This is a genomic window from Burkholderia sp. BCC0506 (assembly GCF_902833145.1).
Classification (GTDB): Bacteria; Pseudomonadota; Gammaproteobacteria; order Burkholderiales; family Burkholderiaceae; genus Burkholderia.
On sequence record NZ_CADFEN010000003.1, the window covers coordinates 94,332 to 112,011 of the forward strand.

16 protein-coding genes and 3 pseudogenes are annotated in these 17,680 nt (G+C 66.2%); 10 read left to right on the plus strand and 9 right to left on the minus strand.

Annotated features, from left to right (window positions below; genetic code table 11):
* Positions 1-25: 25 nt before the first annotated feature.
* From HWX62_RS07845 to HWX62_RS07860, 4 genes and pseudogenes are all read left to right on the plus strand, one after another.
* Complete coding sequence (locus HWX62_RS07845) at positions 26-1,966, plus strand: alpha/beta hydrolase (protein ID WP_175929362.1); 1,941 nt, start codon at positions 26-28, stop codon at positions 1,964-1,966.
* Between the two features lie 74 nt (positions 1,967-2,040).
* Positions 2,041-3,000: a T6SS immunity protein Tli4 family protein gene (locus HWX62_RS07850; RefSeq protein WP_175929727.1), complete on the plus strand. Its 960-nt coding sequence runs from the start codon at positions 2,041-2,043 to the stop codon at positions 2,998-3,000.
* Positions 3,001-3,011: 11 nt separating this feature from the next.
* Complete coding sequence (locus tag HWX62_RS07855) at positions 3,012-3,299, plus strand: PAAR domain-containing protein (protein ID WP_175929363.1); 288 nt, start codon at positions 3,012-3,014, stop codon at positions 3,297-3,299.
* Positions 3,300-3,325: 26 nt separating this feature from the next.
* Positions 3,326-3,653, plus strand: a pseudogene (locus tag HWX62_RS07860) (H-NS family nucleoid-associated regulatory protein).
* Between the two features lie 271 nt (positions 3,654-3,924).
* Here the strand turns inward: HWX62_RS07860 and HWX62_RS07865 are convergent.
* A pseudogene (locus HWX62_RS07865) lies at positions 3,925-4,080 on the minus strand (IS5/IS1182 family transposase); the annotation flags it as partial.
* Here HWX62_RS07865 and HWX62_RS07870 point away from each other — a divergent pair.
* Positions 4,071-4,257 (plus strand): annotated as a pseudogene (locus HWX62_RS07870) (IS701 family transposase); the annotation flags it as partial. The pseudogenes HWX62_RS07865 and HWX62_RS07870 overlap by 10 nt on opposite strands.
* 80 nt (positions 4,258-4,337) lie before the next feature.
* Here the strand turns inward: HWX62_RS07870 and HWX62_RS07875 are convergent.
* Positions 4,338-5,678, minus strand: coding sequence for a cytochrome c peroxidase (locus HWX62_RS07875; RefSeq protein WP_175929364.1), 1,341 nt, complete (start codon positions 5,676-5,678; stop codon positions 4,338-4,340).
* A 223-nt stretch (positions 5,679-5,901) separates the two neighbouring features.
* On the opposite strand from HWX62_RS07875, the gene HWX62_RS07880 reads away from it, so the two are divergent.
* Positions 5,902-7,488: an acid phosphatase gene (locus HWX62_RS07880; RefSeq protein ID WP_175929365.1), complete on the plus strand. Its 1,587-nt coding sequence runs from the start codon at positions 5,902-5,904 to the stop codon at positions 7,486-7,488.
* Positions 7,489-7,600: 112 nt separating this feature from the next.
* On the opposite strand, the gene HWX62_RS07885 is transcribed toward HWX62_RS07880, so the two are convergent.
* From HWX62_RS07885 to HWX62_RS07910, 6 genes are read right to left on the minus strand one after another with little or no spacing between them, the layout of a single operon-like run.
* Positions 7,601-9,148, minus strand: a complete 1,548-nt coding sequence (locus HWX62_RS07885; RefSeq protein ID WP_175929366.1) for an alginate export family protein — start codon at positions 9,146-9,148, stop codon at positions 7,601-7,603.
* The gene (locus tag HWX62_RS07890; protein WP_175929367.1) at positions 9,145-9,843 is read right to left on the minus strand and encodes a YoaK family protein; all 699 of its coding nucleotides are present in this window, start codon (positions 9,841-9,843) and stop codon (positions 9,145-9,147) included. The genes HWX62_RS07885 and HWX62_RS07890 overlap by 4 nt, the downstream gene beginning before the upstream one ends.
* Positions 9,840-10,754, minus strand: a complete 915-nt coding sequence (locus HWX62_RS07895; protein WP_175929368.1) for a glyoxalase — start codon at positions 10,752-10,754, stop codon at positions 9,840-9,842. Before HWX62_RS07895 ends, HWX62_RS07890 begins: the two co-directional genes overlap by 4 nt.
* A 26-nt stretch (positions 10,755-10,780) precedes the next feature.
* Positions 10,781-11,233, minus strand: a complete 453-nt coding sequence (locus HWX62_RS07900; RefSeq protein WP_175929369.1) for a DoxX family protein — start codon at positions 11,231-11,233, stop codon at positions 10,781-10,783.
* A 1-nt stretch (position 11,234) separates the two neighbouring features.
* Complete coding sequence (locus tag HWX62_RS07905; protein WP_175929370.1) at positions 11,235-13,127, minus strand: amidohydrolase; 1,893 nt, start codon at positions 13,125-13,127, stop codon at positions 11,235-11,237.
* An 18-nt stretch (positions 13,128-13,145) separates the two neighbouring features.
* Complete coding sequence (locus tag HWX62_RS07910; protein WP_175929371.1) at positions 13,146-13,313, minus strand: DUF1427 family protein; 168 nt, start codon at positions 13,311-13,313, stop codon at positions 13,146-13,148.
* A gap of 100 nt (positions 13,314-13,413) precedes the next feature.
* On the opposite strand from HWX62_RS07910, the gene HWX62_RS07915 reads away from it, so the two are divergent.
* Entirely contained in the window at positions 13,414-14,337 is a 924-nt protein-coding gene (locus HWX62_RS07915) for a LysR family transcriptional regulator (protein ID WP_175929372.1), read from the plus strand.
* A gap of 64 nt (positions 14,338-14,401) precedes the next feature.
* On the opposite strand, the gene HWX62_RS07920 is transcribed toward HWX62_RS07915, so the two are convergent.
* Positions 14,402-15,088, minus strand: coding sequence for a hydrolase (locus tag HWX62_RS07920; RefSeq protein ID WP_175929373.1), 687 nt, complete (start codon positions 15,086-15,088; stop codon positions 14,402-14,404).
* A gap of 274 nt (positions 15,089-15,362) precedes the next feature.
* Here HWX62_RS07920 and HWX62_RS07925 point away from each other — a divergent pair, with 274 nt between their 5' ends.
* Genes HWX62_RS07925 through HWX62_RS07935 form a run of 3 tightly spaced genes read left to right on the plus strand, consistent with a single transcriptional unit; the run spans position 15,363 to position 17,677 of the window.
* On the plus strand, positions 15,363-15,620 hold the full coding sequence (locus tag HWX62_RS07925; RefSeq protein WP_175929374.1) for a XapX domain-containing protein: 258 nt from the start codon (positions 15,363-15,365) through the stop codon (positions 15,618-15,620).
* A 25-nt stretch (positions 15,621-15,645) separates the two neighbouring features.
* On the plus strand, positions 15,646-17,226 hold the full coding sequence (locus HWX62_RS07930) for a sodium:proton antiporter (protein ID WP_175929375.1): 1,581 nt from the start codon (positions 15,646-15,648) through the stop codon (positions 17,224-17,226).
* A gap of 58 nt (positions 17,227-17,284) precedes the next feature.
* Positions 17,285-17,677, plus strand: a complete 393-nt coding sequence (locus tag HWX62_RS07935; RefSeq protein ID WP_175929376.1) for an OsmC family protein — start codon at positions 17,285-17,287, stop codon at positions 17,675-17,677.
* The last annotated feature ends 3 nt before the right edge of the window (positions 17,678-17,680 follow it).

The following is a 17,680-nucleotide window of genomic DNA, read 5'->3' on the forward strand; positions in this document are numbered from 1 at the left end:
CGATGCTCGAATTTGACGAACGACAATGAGCGATAACACCAATCAAACCGGCGGCAACTCGGACTTTAGCGACGACCCCGAACAAGTGGTGCGACAGGTTGGTCGCACGGACAAGGACGGCGCGTCGGTCGGGCACTTCACGCTGACGCCGGCGAGCGACACGCGGCAGAAGGAACTGCTGTGCGACGTACGACCGATCATTCCAGTGATCTTCCTGCCGGGCGTGATGGGCTCGCCCTTGGTCAACAAGGACACCGGCGAAGATATTTTTTTTCCGCCGAACACGGACGGCATGCTCGGGAAAGCAGGCGCGTTACCGGCTCTGCTCGGCATGTGGTTCAGGGGCGCGTCCACACGGGAAACGCTGTACGATCCGACCGTAGCCCAGGTGACCCCGTTTGGTCCCATCCGCGCCGGCAAGCTCCAAAAGGATGACAAGGAAGATCAGTATGTCGACGAGGCAGAGGCACGTCGACGCGGCTGGGGCTCGGTGTATCGATCGAGCTATCAACCGATGCTGGCGTGGCTCGAGGAGCAACTGAACGAGCCAAAGTATATGGGTAAGCACAAGGGGGCTTGGATCGAAACCGACCCCGACGGCACGGAGTGGACGCTCAAGCCCGTGCTCGGCACCGAGCCGGCCGACTACGGGGCGACCGACGCCGGCGCGCAAAAACGCGGCCAGGCGATCACGGAAGAGTGTGCCGAGTTCGAGCACTTCGCGAAATACCGGTACCGCGTGTATGCGATCGGCTACAACTGGCTGCAATCGAATGAGAAGTCGGCAAAAGACGTGATCGAAGGATTGGACGTCGAGGACAAGAAAACCGGCAAGAAGATGCGCTTGATGGGCATCAAGGAGATCATCGCCGAAAACCATAGCGGCAAGGCAATCATCCTGACGCACTCGATGGGCGGGCTAGTCGCGCGTATGGCAATTGCGATGCACGGCGCAGCGGGCCTAATGCACGGCGTTTTCCATAACGTACTGCCGGCGACCGGCGCACCGATTGCAGCGAAGCGGTTCCGCACCGGAGGCGGCAGCGAGGGCGGGATAAACGGTTTCATCAATGGCGCCCTGCTCGGAAGTGATGCGGACGAGTTTGTGGCAGTGGCCGCGAATGCGCCAGGGCCGCTGGAATTGCTCCCGATGCCCGACTACCACAATGGCGATCCGTGGTGGATCTTTGCCCGGCTCGATGGCACCCCGGTGATGAAGCTCCCCCAGCAGGGCGACGCATACAACGAGGTGTACATAAACCAAAAATGGTACGGCTTAGTACCGGAGCAATCAACTTCGTTGCTCGACCCGGCTGGCGTCGTCCAAAAGCGACTCGATAACCAGCCAGTAAAAATGTCCCTTTCTGAGAACTTTGCGAAAACGATGCTTTTTGTAGTGCGCAATCAGGAAAAAATAAAAGATACATACCACGATAAAACATACGTAGCATATGGGGATGGAGCACTGACACCCAAGGCATCAACCGCATCGAGTGAGGGCAACGCCAAACCCAAGATGGAGAAAAGCGAGAAGCTCGACGATCTGTTGGCATGGGGTACGGTGATCTGGAAAGGGAATATACCGCCTGACGTGACGGAGGAAGAACTGCGCGCCGCGCGATTCTTGGGCGAGAAACACGACGACTCCCACACCGGCACGCTGCGCGTACACCTGGACTCGCGCAATGTCACCATCGAATTCGAGGTGCAGAAGGTAGCGAAACTCCCTCCAGGCAGCGACGCGCCCGATCCCCAAAAAAATGGCATCGTGCCGGGTGATGGAACTGTGCCGGTCTGGTCGGCCGAAGCCCCCGCGCACAGCGCGGAGGGTGGCGCGGCCCGCGGAATACAAATGGTCTTTGACCAAGGAGGCTATGTGCATCAGGACAGCTATAAACATCCATGGGCGCGCTGGGCGCTGCTCTACAGCATCGTGCAAATCGCGAAGGACGCACCGGCATGCTGACGCGTATTGGCCGACTCCTCGTTTTAGTGGCGGGCGTGTGCGCCTGTTCGATAACGTTTTCAGGTGAACCAACGATGACGAATCCCTTGCTGTCCAAGCCGCGCCCGTGGTGCATCGGGCGCTTCGTATTTGACCGGCCAGTGGCAAGCAAAATTACCAATCAACGATACGCATTTTGGGGGAACAAACTAGAGACGCAGCACAATGCATCTCCTGGCGAGTATCAAGCCAAAGTCGACGCCGCGGAAAAGAAATATCGCACTGAAAGACGATTTGATCCTGCAAATCCAAGAAGTCAATCGGGGCCTGCCTGGCTTGAGAAAGCATTTTCTCCGACAAAGACTTCAAAGGTTTTCGCTTATCAAGAGGGAATCGCAAAGGCTGCGAAATTGCCTTTTGATACGGATGGTTATATTTACGAAAACAACACCTTGTTCCATACAACTGGGTCATTTGGCTCAGGTGGCTTGGACAAGTTCGAGCCTGTGTATTCTGACCTCTATCGTCGCATCAAGACACGCGATAACTGGTCGGTCCCAACCGAAACGGGATTCTGCTTCGACGGCGGAATCGCCACGGGGTCGTCAACCTACACCGAGGAGGTCAGCCAGTCGTTTGCGCTGATGCCAGGGCGACCGGCGCTGCTGGTGATCCAGATGCGTGATGCCGTCGACGTCGACCAGAAGTCGCCACTGACCAAGACTCTTCCTGAGCTGCGCTCGAAGATGGATCGCATCTCGAGCGGCAGCTACCGGATTCTGCGACAAGGCAAGCGCACGGTGGCCGGGATGGATGCCGAGGAAGTGCTGTTCGCGCTGAAGGAAGGCGAGATTACGTCCTATCGCTTCTACCTGCTCGCGCCGGGCGATCCGAGCACACTGGCGAAACCGCATACGGCTATTCAGTTGCTGCTCGGTGCGAGCAGCCCCGATTTGAAGCCCGACGAGGCAACGTCACCGGTCGATGAAGCCGGCGCACTGCAAACGTGGGAGACGTTGCTGAACAGCCTACGTCTCCGACCAGGTGCAGTCTAAGCGGGCCCGCCATGCGACGATACGACATAGTGAAAGGTGACACGACGACCGTCGGCGGTATCGTCCAAGGCGGCGATAGTGCCGATCTGATCGGCGGTCGCGAACAGGCCTACGAGCGCGATCCGGTGTGGTGCCCTGTCTGCAAGACGTTGGGTAAAATCGAGTGCACCGGTCCGCGGATATCCACCACGGGGCCGGACGGACGAGAAGCGGCGTTGAGCGATGATCTGTGCGTGTGTCAGTGCCCGACACCGCCTCGCCTGGTCGCCTCGCAATCGGTCTCGTATATCGACGTTTGATCCAACGCGGTTCACCACTGAAATTCATGGACGCCCCTACCCTGCCCGAGCTCCGCGCCGAGCTCGATGCGCTGAATATCGAACTGGCCCACGTCCGGGCGCAGGAAAAAGGCCGCGCTGGCCGCCTTCAAGGAACAGGTCGCGCTGTACGACATTACCCAGCAGGAAGTGCTGTCGGCGCTGGGCTATCTGCATCCGAAGCGCCGTCGAGCGCCGGCCCAATTCTACGACCCGTCGGGTCGCAACTGGTCGGGGCGCGGCCCGCGGCCGAAGTGGCTCGTCGGCAAGAACCTTGACGACTACCGGATCGACCGGGTACCGCAGCCTTGGTGGCCGAGCGAAGAAGCGGCGTGAGGTCCGCAGCATTCCAGGTTGCGGGTTGACTGGTGCCGCGCGTAGTGTTTCCTCTGTAAGAGGGGCACCGTCACGAGTCAGCACGAAGAAGAGCCAGACACGACCCGCGCGACGCGCCGGACGCGGGTCTAACGAGAGAATTGCCGCCGCCATTGCCGAACTGACAAGGTCCGGCGATATCGTTCAAACGGTCAGGGATTCAGCAAGGTTCTCGGTCTGATGTGCCGACTCGCTTGCTCGCCATATCGCATACAGGGTGTTGACGCGTCCGCTTGGCGCGACGACCCGGTACGCAATCGAGCAGGCTCAACGCACTTGCGCGTTCAGCGAAACCGTCGGCATGGTTGACCACAGCGCCAACCACCAAGCCCGAACGGTTTTCAATCAGGATGTGCCCCTGATAACAAAGGATGGCTCCGCTTTGCCGCCGTGCGTGTGTGTGCTTCACACCGCGATTACTGGCGGTCCACACTGCGCGATGAGGAATGGCTGCTAATCGAATGGCCTGAAGGTGATGCAGAGCCACTCCAATATTGGCTTTCGACTATGCCCCCCGGACACGACGCTCGAACGTATGGTTCATGTCGCCAAGATGCGCTGGCGTATCGCTGCATACATCGCGCGCAGGCTCCAGCGATGTCCGTTTTGTTCGTCGCCAAAGATTAATTTATTGACACAGTAAGACTAGTGCCCGGCCGGCGCACCCGTTTGCCGATATCCGTCAGTCAGCGTGCCGAGGAACGCGATCACGTCCTTGATCTCGGCCGCATTCAGCGCCGGCGGGTCGCCGCGCTTGCGGTCGAACGGCGGCTCGCGGTTGATGTTCGGCCAGTAGCGCTTCGGCAAATCGTCGTAGATCTGCACCTTGCCGTGCACGACCGGGTAGAACTTCTCCGGATGGATGTCGCGCTCGACGTAGAAGCGCATCACGTCCTCGAGCGAGTGATACACGCCGTTGTGGAAGAACGTCTTGCGCAGCGCGACGTTGCGCAGCGACGGCGTGCGGAACAGCCCGCAGAATTCGTCGCGCCCCTTCAGGTCGGTGCGTTCCGGGCCGCAGGCGCCGAGATCGTAAAAGCGCGGGTCGCGATTGACGGGCAGCGCGCGGTTGCGCGGCACCGCGATCGCGATCAGCCCGAAATCGCTGAACTGCGGCGGGCCGCCTTCGAGCGTGCGCTGGCTGATGTGGCAACTCGCGCAGTTGCCCTTCTTCTCGTCGTTGAACAGTTGCAGCCCGTGCAACTCCGCAGGCGTGAGCTGCGCGCGCCCGGCCAGATATGCGTCGTATTTGCTCGTGTACGGATCGAACAGCGCCGGCTGCTGCTGGAATGCGTCGAGCGCGCGCAGCACCGCATCGAACGTCGCCCGGTCGTCGCCGAGCACCTGGTCGCCGAACGCCTTGCGGAACGCGTCGGCATACGGCGCGGCGCGAACCGCCTTGGCCACCCGCGCCGGCGAACTGCTCATCTCGAACGGCGACGTGAGCGGAATGCGCGCCTGCGCATCGCGCGTATCGACGCGACCGTCCCAGGTGAGCCCGCCGGTCGGGCCCGCGTCGACGCTTTCGTCACCTTCGTCCGGCGAATCGTGGAAGTGCTCGCTGAACGGCGGGATACCGCGCACGTACTTCAGCGACGGCACCGCGCGAAAGCCGGTACGGTGCATGTCGTCGCCGCCAAGCTGCACGGACAGCGCGTTCGGCGGCCCGAACGCATGCTCGGCGCTATGGCACGACGCGCACGCAAGCTTGCCGGACCCGGACAGCGACGGATCGAAGAACAGCTGCTTGCCGAGCGCCGTCATCTGCTTCACGCCCTCGAGCACCTGCGCGCGCGTCTGCGGCTGGTTGGCCGGCGCGACCGCCGGGGCGGCCGGCGCGGCCTGGGCCGCCGGCACGACGGATACGGCCGACGCATTCGTGCCGGGCCGTGCATCGCAGCCGGCGAGCGCGGCGACCACCGCCAGCGTCGCCGCGCAGGAGATCAGCGAGCGCGCGGACGCGGAGGATTTCAGGAAGGTGTGCATCGTCGTTGTTCTGGTCGCGGTGGGCAATCGGCCGGAGCTTATGTCAGTTCCGTGACCGCTGGATGACGTTCGACCGACAGTCAATTGAAAGCGCCCCTACACCCCGCTGTCAAATCGGTTCCAGATAATGCGCGCAGCCGGGCGGGACCGCGAGGTTCGTGCGCCGGCCCTCCCGCCACCCGGTTCCCACACGCGACCAACGACGAATGAGAGAGAACATCGCATGAAGAAGCACGCCTGGATTCGCTACACGCCGATCGCCCTCGCGGCCGCGCTCAGCCTGACCGCCTGCGGCGGCGACGACGTCACGCAGCAGGGCCTGTCGGCCGTCAAGAACGTCGTCGTGATCTACGCGGAAAACCGCAGCTTCGACAACCTGTACGGCAACTTCCCCGGCGCGAACGGTCTGCAGAACGCGACGGCCGCGAACTCGGTGCAGAAGGATCGCGACGGCTCGACGATGGCGACGCTGCCGAAGATCTGGGGCGGCCTGACCGCGACCGGCATCACGCCGGCGGTGACCGAGGCGATGACGGCGAACCTGCCGAACGCGCCGTTCGCGATCGACGATCCGAACGGCTTCAACCAGTCGATGAGCATCGCGACGCGCGACATCGTGCACCGCTTCTACCAGGACCAGATGCAGATCAACGGCGGCAAGAACGACATGTACGCCGCATGGACCGACGCGGGCGGCCTGACGATGGGCCACTACACGGCCGATCCGTCGAAGCTGCCGCTGTGGAAGATCGCGCAGCAGTACGTGCTGGCCGACAACTTCTTCATGGGCGCGTTCGGCGGTTCGTTCCTGAACCACCAGTACCTGATCTGCGCGTGCGCGCCGTACTACCCGAACGCGGACAAGAGCCCGGCGGCCGGCAAGATCGCGGTGCTGAACGCGGACGGCAAGTCGCTGAAGGTCGCGACGAATTCGCCGGCCTCCGCGCTGAGCGGCCCGCCGAAGTTCGTCAACGACGGCGCGCTGACGCCCGACTTCTACGGTGTCAACACGATGCAGCCGGCGTATCAGCCGAGCGGCAACAAGGCGGCCGCGGGCGGCGACCCGCTGCTCGCCGACCCGGCCAATCCGTCGACGATGCCGCCGCAGACGGCGACCAACATCGGCGACCTGCTGACCAACGCCGGCGTGTCGTGGGCATGGTATGGCGGCGCATGGGGCCAGGCGCTGCAGGCGAGCCAGAACGGCACGTCGAACGTGATCTACGGCGCCGATCTGTCGACGCCGAACTTCCAGCCGCACCACCAGCCGTTCAACTACTTCGCGAACCAGGCGCCGGGCACCGCGAGCCGCGCGCAGCACCTGCTCGACGGCGGCGCGAACGGGGCCGAGTTCATCAAGGCGATCGATGCGGGCACGCTGCCGCAAGTTGCGTTCTACAAGCCGCAGGGCAACCTGAACGAGCACCCGGGCTACACGGACGTCACGTCCGGCGACCAGCACATCGCCGACGTGATCGCGCACCTGCAGGCCAGCCCGCAGTGGAAGAACATGGTCGTGGTCGTCACGTACGACGAAAACGGCGGCTTCTGGGATCACGCCGCGCCGCCGACCGCGGACCGCTGGGGCCCGGGCACGCGCATTCCGGCGCTGATCGTGTCGCCGTTCGCGAAGAAGGGCTTCGTCGACCACACGCAGTACGACACGGGCTCGATCCTGCGCTTCATCACGCGCCGCTTCTCGCTGCCGCGCCTCGCGGGCCTGCAGCAACGCGACGACGCGCTGAAGGCGAACGGTTCGCAGCCGATGGGCGACCTGACGAACGCGCTCGCGCTGTCGCCGAACCTGTAATCGTCTCGCGCTCAACTCGAACGGGCCGGTCGCACGGCCGGCCCGGACGAACGAAGGACGGCCCCGCGGGGCCGTCCTTTTTTCATGCCGAACGCGCTGCCGCGCGGCCGCGTCACCACCCGTACTTCAGCTCGACGCCGACATAGTCCGCGTTGTGCCCGCCCGCCTGCCGGATCGCGTCACCGACCTGGAAATGCACGGCCTCGACCGCGCCGATCAGGTTCGCGGCGATCGTCCAGTCCGCGCGCAACTGCACGTACATGCCCGTCCACGACCCGCCCTTGCCCGCCGTGCCCGGCACCGGGATGTTCGGCTGCTGATAGACGGCGTCGCCGGTCGTCTCGCGCCACTGGAAACCGAGCGCGCCGAGCAACGACAGGTTCGGCGACGGTTTCAGCGTCACGGACGGCTTCACGTGGATCAGGTTCGCGTAGCTCGTATAGCCGGCCAGCGTGAAGTAATAGCCGTTCGGAAACAGCGGGTTGAACGTGCCAATGCGGCCGTCGTGCGGATGCCGGTCGCCCGACGCCGCGTCGACCTGCAGCGCGATGCGCGGCGACCACGGCGCATCGAGCCTGTAGCCGGCGATCGAACCGACGGCCCACGCGCCGATCGTCGCATGGCCGACCGTGCCGGTCTGCAGCATCGTTTCGAGATCCCAGTCGAAACGCCCGTGCGTGCCCGTGTAGCGAACGTCCCATACGTCGCGATGCTCGGGGCCGCTCGCATCGAGGAACCGTGCGTTGCCGCGGTTGTAGCGCGACCAGTAGCCGGACAGGTCGCCCGGCCCGACCGACTGCCGCTCGACGCGCACGCCGCTGAACGTGAGATCGCGATTCGATACGTCGTCGAAATCGGACGCGTTGCGGTTCTGCACCGGCTGCGTCGCATAGCCGATGAAGCGCCACTTGCCGTATTCGTAGTCGGCCCACACCGCATCGAACGCGAGCCGCACGTTCGGGCCGTCGCGCGTGGCGATGAAGCGCTGCAGGTCGAACGCCATCTCCTGCCGGCCGACGCGGAACTTGAACGTGCCGCTGCCGAGCGCGCCCGTGTAGGTCGCGAATGCCTGTTCGAGATCGAGCGGGTTCCGGTCGACGGGCGACACCGTGTTCTTGCCGAATGCGCGTGCGTCCTGCAACTGCGCGAAGAACTGCCAATGCTGGCCAAGATGCGCATCGGCGTGCACTTCGACGCGCTGGATCAGGTACGTATCCGATTGCGCGGAGCCGATGCCGAACAGCGGTGCGTCGTTGGTCTCGAGCCGCTCGCGCAGGTTCACGCCGAGCGACAGATAGGAGGACGGATCGTTGCCGAGCGGGATGTATTTCAATCCGTCGAGCGGCGCACGCGGCACGCAAGGATTCGCGAGTACCGACCAGTCTTCCTGCCAGCGGTTGAACAGCACCGCCGGCCGCTTGGCCGTGCAGGTCGATGCGGTGGCGGATGCGGGCGTCGATGTCGAGGTCGACGTCGAACCGGATGGCATCGCCGAAGCCGACGTCGAAGCCGAACCCGACGACGCGGCCGAAGCCGATGTCGGCTCGGTTTGCGCGAATGCGGCATCGGCGCCCGCGCACAACAGCCCCGCGATGATCGACACGCGCGCGGCCCGCTCGAAGCGACGGCCGTGAGGCCTGCCCTGCCCTCTGCCGATCATGCATGCTCCTGCGTGCGAGTGCCGGCCGCCTGCCCCGCGCACAGGGCAAGCGTCGCGAGCGCGCCGACCGGCGCGAGCAGCGCGAGAAACCCGACGTAGCGAAAGCCGAGCGCCCCGCATGCCGCGCCCAGCGCGAACGCGACGATCGCCGGCAGCATCTTCGCGAAGCGTGCACGCGCGGTTGCGCGCACGCTGTCCGCCGTGCCGGGCGACAGCATGTCGACGGCATCGAGAATCGCCTGCGTGACGTTGCCGGTCATCACCGTGTTCGGCACGCCGCCCGCGCGCGCAATCACGCGCGGATGCGCGTTCTGCACGCCCATCGCGAACGTCCCGACGATGCCGGCCACCAGCGCCGCCAGGCTGTCGGGCTGCGTGACGGGCGTCGCCCACACGCCGGCCGCGCAGAAGCCGAGCAGCAGCACGGCCTGCACCGCGTGCAGTGCGCGCGCGCCCTGCCACGCCGGCCGCGCGGCCATCGACCGCGCGATCAGGCTGCTCGCGATCACGCCGCACACGAACGCCGGAAACACGCTGAGCTTCAGCACGACGCCCTGGCCGAAGCCCGCGATGCCCGCGCCGATCAGCACGAAGTTGCCGGTCACGTGCGCGGTGAACAGCCCGAACAGCGCGACGAAGCTCAGCGTGTCGACGAAGCCGGCGACCGCGGCAAGGATCGTGTCCTCGTGCTTCATCGCGCCGCGCTCGCGTGGATCTCGGCGACGTAGCCGCCCGGGAACTGCACGAGCGCCGCGTCGCGGCCATCGGACCTGAACGGCGGCACGAGCACCGTCACGCCCGCGGCTTCGGCCTGCTTCAGCGTCGCGGCGAGATCGGGCACTTCGTAGCCCGTCATCTCGCGACCGAACGGGTAAGGCAGATGGCCGTCGGTCACCAGCACGGTCATCTTGCCGAAGCCCGATTCGATGCGAATGCGACGATACGTATCGCCCGGCCGGCCGATTTCGACGCCCGGCGCCTTCGGGTCGTCGGACACCACCTTGCCTGTCGAGAACTTGACGAAGTCGTGCACGAACTTGCGCACGCTTTGCGGCGACACGTACACGCGATTCTCGGGGACGGTCTGCAGCGCGTCGTACTGCGGCGCCTGCGTATGCCAGTAGAGCTGCATCTTCACGTCGCCCGCCCACGCGATGATCGCGTCGCGGCCGATCGGATCGGGAAACGTGTCGACGATCACGTCGGCGCCGTGCTCGCGCGCGGACTTCACGACGACGTCCATGTCGGTCACGAGATAACCCGTGCGCTCCGCGCAGAACGGATATGGAATCGGCGTCTTGAAGCCAAATACCGAAATCGTGCCGACCGGCGTGAGCACGAGCTGCGACATCGTCTGGCTCGGCGTCGGCGTGACCTGGAACACGCCCTGCTTCGACTTCTTGCCGCCGAAAGTCGCGACGAAGCTGTCGGTGAAGCGGTCGAAGTCTTCGGGCGCGACGCACACGTGCGTCGTGTCGTACTGCGGACCGACGGCCACCGCGGGCGCGACGGCCGGCGGCACCGGCGGTTTCGCGAACGTCACGGGAGCGACGGCAAGGCCGCCCGCGAGCATCGCGGCGAGCAGCACGGAACGAATGGATTTCATCACGGGATTTCCTGATTGTTGCATCGTCATCGAATGGAGCGGCCAGCATCGGCCGGTTGCCGCGCATCGTCGAGCACGGTCGCGAGCACGAGTGCCGCGATCAGCCCGAGATGCTCGAAAAAGCTGTTGAGCGCCATGAAGTGCTCGGCGCCCGAACGGTTCCAGAAATCGTTCGCCACGACCATCGCGACCAGCGTCAGCATGCCGAGGCTGCCGGCGCCGAGCCACGTGAAGCGGCGCAACACCACGCACAGCGAGCCGGCGATCTCGACCGCGATCGCGAGCGCGGCCCACAGCGCGGCCGGATGCAGGCCGAAATGCGCCTGCTCCGCGACCGCGCCCTGGAAATCGAGCGCCTTCGCGACGCCGCCGAGCAGATAGGCGGACACCAGCGCGAGGCGCGCGAGCGGCAGGACCCACGGCTGCGCGAGCAGCGCGCGGACCCGCGCGGGGGTGCCGTAGACGGTGCGCGTCGTCATGTCAGACCGCCCAGCACGAACAGCCGAACGCGCCCCAGAAGCCCTTCGCATCCGACGTCGGCAACGCGCGGCCCCACGCACTCGCATGCGCATGCCCGTGTACGTTGCATGCGCTCGAACAGCCGCACGCCGCGGCGAGCGCCGCCGCGCGCTGCAACGGCGCACCGTCGCGCTGCGTCGCGCCCCAGCCGCCATAGCCGCCGTATTCGCGCACCGGCGACCAGTCGGGCATCGCCGGCGGAATCGGCGCGTCGTGCGATGCGAACGGCCCCGCGCCCCACACGATCCTGCCGCCGACCACCGTCAGCAACGCGCTCGTGTCGACGATATCGTCCTCCGCGCACGTGAAGAAATCGCGATCCGGGACCATCAGGTCGGCGAGCTGCCCGACCGCGATCCGGCCTTTCTTCCCTTCCTCGTTCGAGAACCACGTCACGTACTCGGTCCACATCCGCAGCGCGGTTTCGCGATCGAGCAGGTTGCGCTGCGGATACAGGCGCAAGCCGCCGACCGTCTTGCCGCTCACGAGCCACGCGAGCGACACCCACGGGTTGTACGACGCCACGCGCGTCGCGTCGGTGCCGGCCGACACCTTGAGTCCCTTGGCGAGCATCTTCGCCACCGGCGGCGTCGCCTCCGCGGCCTGCGCGCCGTAACGCTCGACGAAGTACTCGCCCTGATACGCCATCCGGTGCTGCACCGCGATGCCGCCGCCGAGCGCGGCGATGCGGTCCATCGATTGCTCGGAGACGGTTTCCGCATGATCGAAGAACCAGTTCAGCCCGTCGAGCGGAATGTCGCGGTTCACCTTCTCGAACACGTCGAGCGCGCGGCTGATCGTTTCGTCGTAGGTCGCGTGCATGCGCCACGGCCAGCGGTTCTGCGCGAGCACGCGCACGACGCCTTCGAGATCGTCTTCCATCTGCGCGGGCAGGTCCGGCCGCGCGACGCGGAAGTCCTCGAAATCCGCTGCGGAAAACACCAGCATCTCGCCCGCGCCGTTGTGGCGGAAGTAATCGGTGCCGTCGTGATACACGACGCTCTTCGTCCAGTTCACGAAGTCTTCCTTCTCCGCATTCGGCTTCTGCGTGAACAGGTTGTATGCGATCCGGATCGTCATCTCGCCCGCGTCGTGCAGCTTGCGGATCACTTCGTAGTCGTCCGGATAGTTCTGCGAGCCGCCGCCCGCGTCGATCACGCCCGTCACGCCGAGCCGGTTCAGCTCGCGCATGAAGTGGCGCGTCGAGTTGTACTGGTAGTCGAACGGCAGCTTCGGGCCCTTCGCGAGCGTCGCGTAGAGGATCGTCGCGTTCGGGTTCGCGAGCAGCAGCCCGGTCGGGTTGCCCGCGTCGTCGCGCAGGATCGTGCCGCCCGGCGGCTCGGGCGTGTCCTTCGTGTAGCCGACCACCCGCAGCGCGGCCGCGTTCAGCAGCGCGCGGTCGTACAGGTGCAGGATGAACACGGGCGTATCGGGCGCGACTGCATTGAGTTCGTCGATCGTCGGCAGCCGTTTCTCCGCGAACTGGTGTTCGGTGAAGCCGCCCACCACGCGCACCCATTGCGGCGCCGGCGTGATCGCGACCTGACGCTTGAGCATCTCCATCGCGACCGCGAGCGAGCGCACGCCGTCCCAGCGCAGTTCCAGGTTGTAGTTCAGGCCGCCGCGAATCACGTGCGTGTGGTTGTCGATCAGGCCCGGCAGCACGGTGCGGCCGCCGAGATCGACGACCTTCGTCGCGCGGCCCGCGAGCGGCACGATCTCCGCGTTGCCGCCGACCGCGACGAAGCGGCCGTCCTTGATCGCGACGGCGCTGGCGACGGGGTTCGCACGGTCGAGCGTCGTGATGCGCCCGTTGTGCAGGATGAGATCGGGTGAGGTATCGGTTGCGCTCATGAAATGTCCTCGATGTGCTCAGAAGCCGAGCCAGTGACGAACCGGCGCGATGGCCTGCGCGCCGACCAGCATGCCGGCGAGGCCGACCAGCGCGATCAGCGGCGGCGCCGGCGAGCGCACTCGGATCACGCTGTACACGACGCCGATCAGCACGCCGGCGCCCAGTGAAATTAGATAAGATTCCATAACGTTTTTTCTCCCGGCCGGATTAGAATGATCCGCATCGCATCGGCCGCATGCTCGGCTGCCCTCGCCTCCACTTCGCTTTCCTTCATCCCGTCCGACCATGCAACACCTTCCTGATCTCGAAGCCTGGGCCATCTTCGCGCGCGTCGCGGAGACCGGTTCGTTCGCGAAAGCCGCCGATCTGCTCGGCGTGTCGCAACCGACCGTATCGAAGGCGATCGCCCGCCTCGAAAAGCGCCTCGGCGCGATGCTGCTGTACCGCACGTCGCGCAAGCTGTCGCTCACGCCGACCGGCGAGCTGCTGCGCGACCGCGCGATCCGCCTGCTCGCCGATGCGGAGCTGATCGAGAACGAAGCGTCCGCGCAGGCGCTCGAACCGCACGGCCTCGTGCGCGTGAACGCGCCGATGTCGTTCGGGCTGCGCCATCTGTCGCCGGTGCTGCCCGTGTTTCTCGAGCGCTATCCGCGCGTCGACATCGATCTCGTGCTCACCGACCACATCGTCGACATCGTGTCGGGCGGCTTCGACGTCGCGATCCGCATCGCCGAGCTGAACGATTCGACGCTGCGCTCGCGCCGCCTCTGCGCGGTGCGCCGGCCGCTCGTCGCGTCGCCCGCGTATCTCGACCGGCGCGGGCGCCCCACGCATCCGCGCGACATCGAACAGCACGTGTGCCTCACGTACACGAACCTGCCGACGCCCGAGCACTGGCGCTTCCGTCACCCGGCGTCGGGCGACGAAGTCGGCGTGTCCGTACACGGGCGCATCCGCACCAACAACGCGGACGTGATCCTCCCCGCGCTCGTCGCCGGGCACGGCCTGGCGCTGCAGCCCGAATTCCTCGTGTGGGACGCGATGCAGCGCGGCGAGCTCGAGGAAGTGATGAGCGACTGGAAGATCGCGGACATCAACGTGAACCTCGTCACGCCGCCCGGCATGCTGCGCGCCGCGCGCGTGACGGTGCTGCTCGACTTCCTCGCGGAACACTTCGCGCATGCGCCGTGGGCGCTGCCGGCTGCCTGAATGCGCCATGGCCGACGGCAGGCGAGCGCCGCATCCGGCGCGGCGATCGCGGCCGGCGGCCCCGTTACTTCGCGGGCACCGCCGCGAGCGACTCGTGCGGCGTCGCGGTGCGCTGCGGCGCCTTGTGGACCATCGTGTACGCGTAGTCGACGCCCATCCCGTATGCGCCCGAATGTTCCTTCGCGATCGCCATCACCGCGTCGTACGAGTCGCGGCGCGCCCAGTCGCGCTGCCATTCGAGCAGCACCTGTTGCCACGTGACCGGCACCACGCCGGCCTGCACCATGCGCTGCATCGCGAAATCGTGCGCTGCCTGCGACGTGCCGCCCGATGCGTCGGCGACCATGTAGATCTCGTAGTCGCCTTCGAGCATTGCGCACAGCGCGAACGTCGTATTGCAGACTTCGGTCCACAGGCCCGACACGACCACCTTCTTGCGGCCGTTCGCGGCGAGCGCGTCGCGCACCTTCTGGTCGTCCCACGAGTTCATCGACGTGCGTTCGAGCGTCTTCTGGTTCGGGAACACGTCGAGCAGCTCGGGGAACGTATGACCGGAGAAGGTCTCGGTCTCGACCGTCGTGATCGTGGTCGGGATGTTGAACGCCTTCGCGGCCTTCGCGAGCCCGACGACGTTGTTCTTCAGCGTCTGCCGATCGATCGACTGCACGCCGAACGCCATCTGCGGCTGCTGGTCGATGAAGATCAGCTGGCTGTTCTGCGGCGTCAGTACTTCAAGCTTCGGGTTGCTCATGGCGAATGGGTCCTGTGAACGAAAAAAAGCGGAGCCTGCCTCGACCGTGCAAACGGGAGGCGCGTGGCGTGTCGGCGCCGGATCGTCATCCGGCTCGAAATATTTAAGCCGCAAACGCGCGGCGCGAACACCCAAGAAATGGAATCGATCCGATTCGCGAATGGATGCCCGTTCGGGGCCGTTCGCCCTTTTTTTCTTCACGCAAACCCGATACGCTTTCAAGACTCTGACGGCGCCGTTCCGGTGCCGCTCGGCCATCACGAGGCGCACCCCCATGAAACCGTATGTCTTCTCGCTGCTCGCCGGCCTCCTCGCGGGCGTCATCTACGGCGCGCTCGGCGTGAATTCGCCCGCACCGCCGATCATCGCGCTCACGGGCCTGCTCGGCATGCTGGCCGGCGAACAGATCCTGCCCGTCGCGCGCCGGATGCTGTCGGGCCATCGGCTGAACACCGCGTGGCGCGACGCGCAGTGCAGCCGGCACATGTTCGGCACGCTGCCGGGCGGCACCAACGACCGCAAGCCTTCCTGATCCACCCCATCGCCGCCTGCCGCGCATGACCAACGTCGAGCTGTTCCATTACCTGCTGCTGTTGATCTGCGGCGCGGGCGCCCTCACCTGGCTCGCCGAGCGCGTGTCGATTCCGCCGGCCGTCGTGCTGCTGCTCGGCGGCTGCGTGGTCGCCGTCGCCGGCAAGCGCGTGCCCGACATGGACCCGGCGCTGCTGCTCGCGGCCGTGCTGCCGCCGCTGCTGATGTCGAGCGGCTTCTACACCGCCTGGAAGGAATTCCGGCACGCGCTCGCGTCGATCGCATCGCTCGCGCTCGGGGCCGTCGCGTTTACGACCGTCGCGGTCGCGCTCGCCGTGCATGCGGCGAATCCCGCGCTGCCGTGGGCCGCGTGCTTCACGCTTGGCGCGATCGTGTCGCCGCCCGACGCGGTCGCCGCGAAGGCGATCCTGCAGCGCCACCCGCTGCCCGCGCGGCTCGTCGCGGTGCTCGAGGGCGAAAGCCTCGTCAACGATGCGTCGGGCCTGCTGCTGTACCAGATGGCCGTATCGGCCGCGCTCGCCGCCACGATCACGACCGCGAGCGCCACCGGCCTGTTCTTCTCGCTCACGCTGATCGGCATCGCGGTCGGCCTCGCGTGCGGCCATGCGATGTGCTGGGTGCTGCAACGCCTGCGCGAGCCGATGCTCGGCATCGTCGTGACGTTCGCGATGGCCTGGGGCAGCTACGGGATCGCGGAAGCGGTCGGCGGCTCGGGCGTGCTGTCGGTGGTCGCCTGCGGCCTCGTGCTCGGCGTGCGCCAGCATCGCGTGTTCGGCGCCGACATGCGGATCAAGGCGAAGGCGACGTGGGAAGCGATCGTGTTCGTGCTCGACGCGCTCGTGTTCATCCTGATCGGCCTCGCGCTGCACGCGATCCTCGCGCGCGTGAACCACGAAGGCGCGGTGCTGATGGCCGGGCTGCGGGTCGCGCTGCCGGCCACCGCCGCCGCGATCGGCGCGCGCGTCGTGTGGGTGTTCGTCGCGATGTGGCTGCCGGGCCGCCTGCGCGCACGGCGGGCGGGCCGCTCGCCGTGGTCGTGGCGCGAGGCCGTCGTGCTCGGCTGGTCGGGCATGCGCGGCGTCGTGAGCCTCGCCGCCGCGATCGCGCTGCCGGCCAACTTCCCCGGCCGCGACCTGATCCTGTTCAGCACGTTCCTGCTGATCATCGCGACGCTCGTCGTGCAGGGCGGCACGCTCGCGCCGCTGATCCGCGTGCTGAAGCTGCGCCCGGCCGCGCGCCGCACGATGTCCGAACACGCGGTGCGCGCGCACACGTTCGGCGCGGCGCTCGCCGAGCTCGACGCGCGCGGGCAGCGCGGCGCGGGCCTCGAACGTGAATCGCTCGACCGGCTGCTAACCGAATACCGCAATCGCGTCGCATTCAACGAACGCGCGCACCGCGACGGCGCGGCGCCCGCCGACGTGCGCGCGCGGATGCTGCGCGTCGAGCTCGAGCTGGTCGGCGTGTCGCGCGACGCGCTGCTCGACCTGCATCGCGACGGGCGGGTCGACGACGCGGTGCTGCACCGCATAGAATCGGAGCTCGATTTCGAGGAGCTGCGGCTGCAGCGCCTGCTCGAACCGTAACGCCCGGCCTGCCGGCCATGCCCGGCCGGCCCGTCCCCTCTCCTTTCCTGGAACTGCCATGAGCGAACTCACCGTCGAAGCGAGCATCGGCCCGGTCGATTATCTCGTCCACTTCACCGATGGCGTCCACCAGTGGCGCGCCGACGAACCGGCGTCGCTCGGCGGCGGCGATACGGCGCCGACGCCCGTCGCGCTGCTGCTGTCGAGCCTCGGCGCATGCACCGCGATCACGCTGAAGATGGTTGCGCAACGAAAAGGCTGGCCGCTCGACGAAGTACACGTGAAGCTCGCGCACGAATCGAGCAGCGCGGGCAGCACGATCGTGCGCCGCATCACGCTCGACGGCGACCTGACCGGCGAGCAGCGCGAGCGCCTGCTGCAGATCGCGAACGCGTGCCCGGTGCACAAGATCCTCACGCATCCGATCGCGATCGACACGGCGATCGCCTGAGCG

What these genes read in the sequence shown, in the direction of transcription:
- HWX62_RS07845 (WP_175929362.1), top strand. Translation starts at nt 26, where the DNA reads ATGAGCGATAACACCAATCAAACCGGCGGCAACTCGGACTTTAGCGAC.
- HWX62_RS07850 (WP_175929727.1), top strand. Translation starts at nt 2,041, where the DNA reads ATGACGAATCCCTTGCTGTCCAAGCCGCGCCCGTGGTGCATCGGGCGC.
- HWX62_RS07855 (WP_175929363.1), top strand. Translation starts at nt 3,012, where the DNA reads ATGCGACGATACGACATAGTGAAAGGTGACACGACGACCGTCGGCGGT.
- HWX62_RS07875 (WP_175929364.1), bottom strand. Translation starts at nt 5,678, where the DNA reads ATGCACACCTTCCTGAAATCCTCCGCGTCCGCGCGCTCGCTGATCTCC.
- HWX62_RS07880 (WP_175929365.1), top strand. Translation starts at nt 5,902, where the DNA reads ATGAAGAAGCACGCCTGGATTCGCTACACGCCGATCGCCCTCGCGGCC.
- HWX62_RS07885 (WP_175929366.1), bottom strand. Translation starts at nt 9,148, where the DNA reads ATGATCGGCAGAGGGCAGGGCAGGCCTCACGGCCGTCGCTTCGAGCGG.
- HWX62_RS07890 (WP_175929367.1), bottom strand. Translation starts at nt 9,843, where the DNA reads ATGAAGCACGAGGACACGATCCTTGCCGCGGTCGCCGGCTTCGTCGAC.
- HWX62_RS07895 (WP_175929368.1), bottom strand. Translation starts at nt 10,754, where the DNA reads ATGAAATCCATTCGTTCCGTGCTGCTCGCCGCGATGCTCGCGGGCGGC.
- HWX62_RS07900 (WP_175929369.1), bottom strand. Translation starts at nt 11,233, where the DNA reads ATGACGACGCGCACCGTCTACGGCACCCCCGCGCGGGTCCGCGCGCTG.
- HWX62_RS07905 (WP_175929370.1), bottom strand. Translation starts at nt 13,127, where the DNA reads ATGAGCGCAACCGATACCTCACCCGATCTCATCCTGCACAACGGGCGC.
- HWX62_RS07910 (WP_175929371.1), bottom strand. Translation starts at nt 13,313, where the DNA reads ATGGAATCTTATCTAATTTCACTGGGCGCCGGCGTGCTGATCGGCGTC.
- HWX62_RS07915 (WP_175929372.1), top strand. Translation starts at nt 13,414, where the DNA reads ATGCAACACCTTCCTGATCTCGAAGCCTGGGCCATCTTCGCGCGCGTC.
- HWX62_RS07920 (WP_175929373.1), bottom strand. Translation starts at nt 15,088, where the DNA reads ATGAGCAACCCGAAGCTTGAAGTACTGACGCCGCAGAACAGCCAGCTG.
- HWX62_RS07925 (WP_175929374.1), top strand. Translation starts at nt 15,363, where the DNA reads ATGAAACCGTATGTCTTCTCGCTGCTCGCCGGCCTCCTCGCGGGCGTC.
- HWX62_RS07930 (WP_175929375.1), top strand. Translation starts at nt 15,646, where the DNA reads ATGACCAACGTCGAGCTGTTCCATTACCTGCTGCTGTTGATCTGCGGC.
- HWX62_RS07935 (WP_175929376.1), top strand. Translation starts at nt 17,285, where the DNA reads ATGAGCGAACTCACCGTCGAAGCGAGCATCGGCCCGGTCGATTATCTC.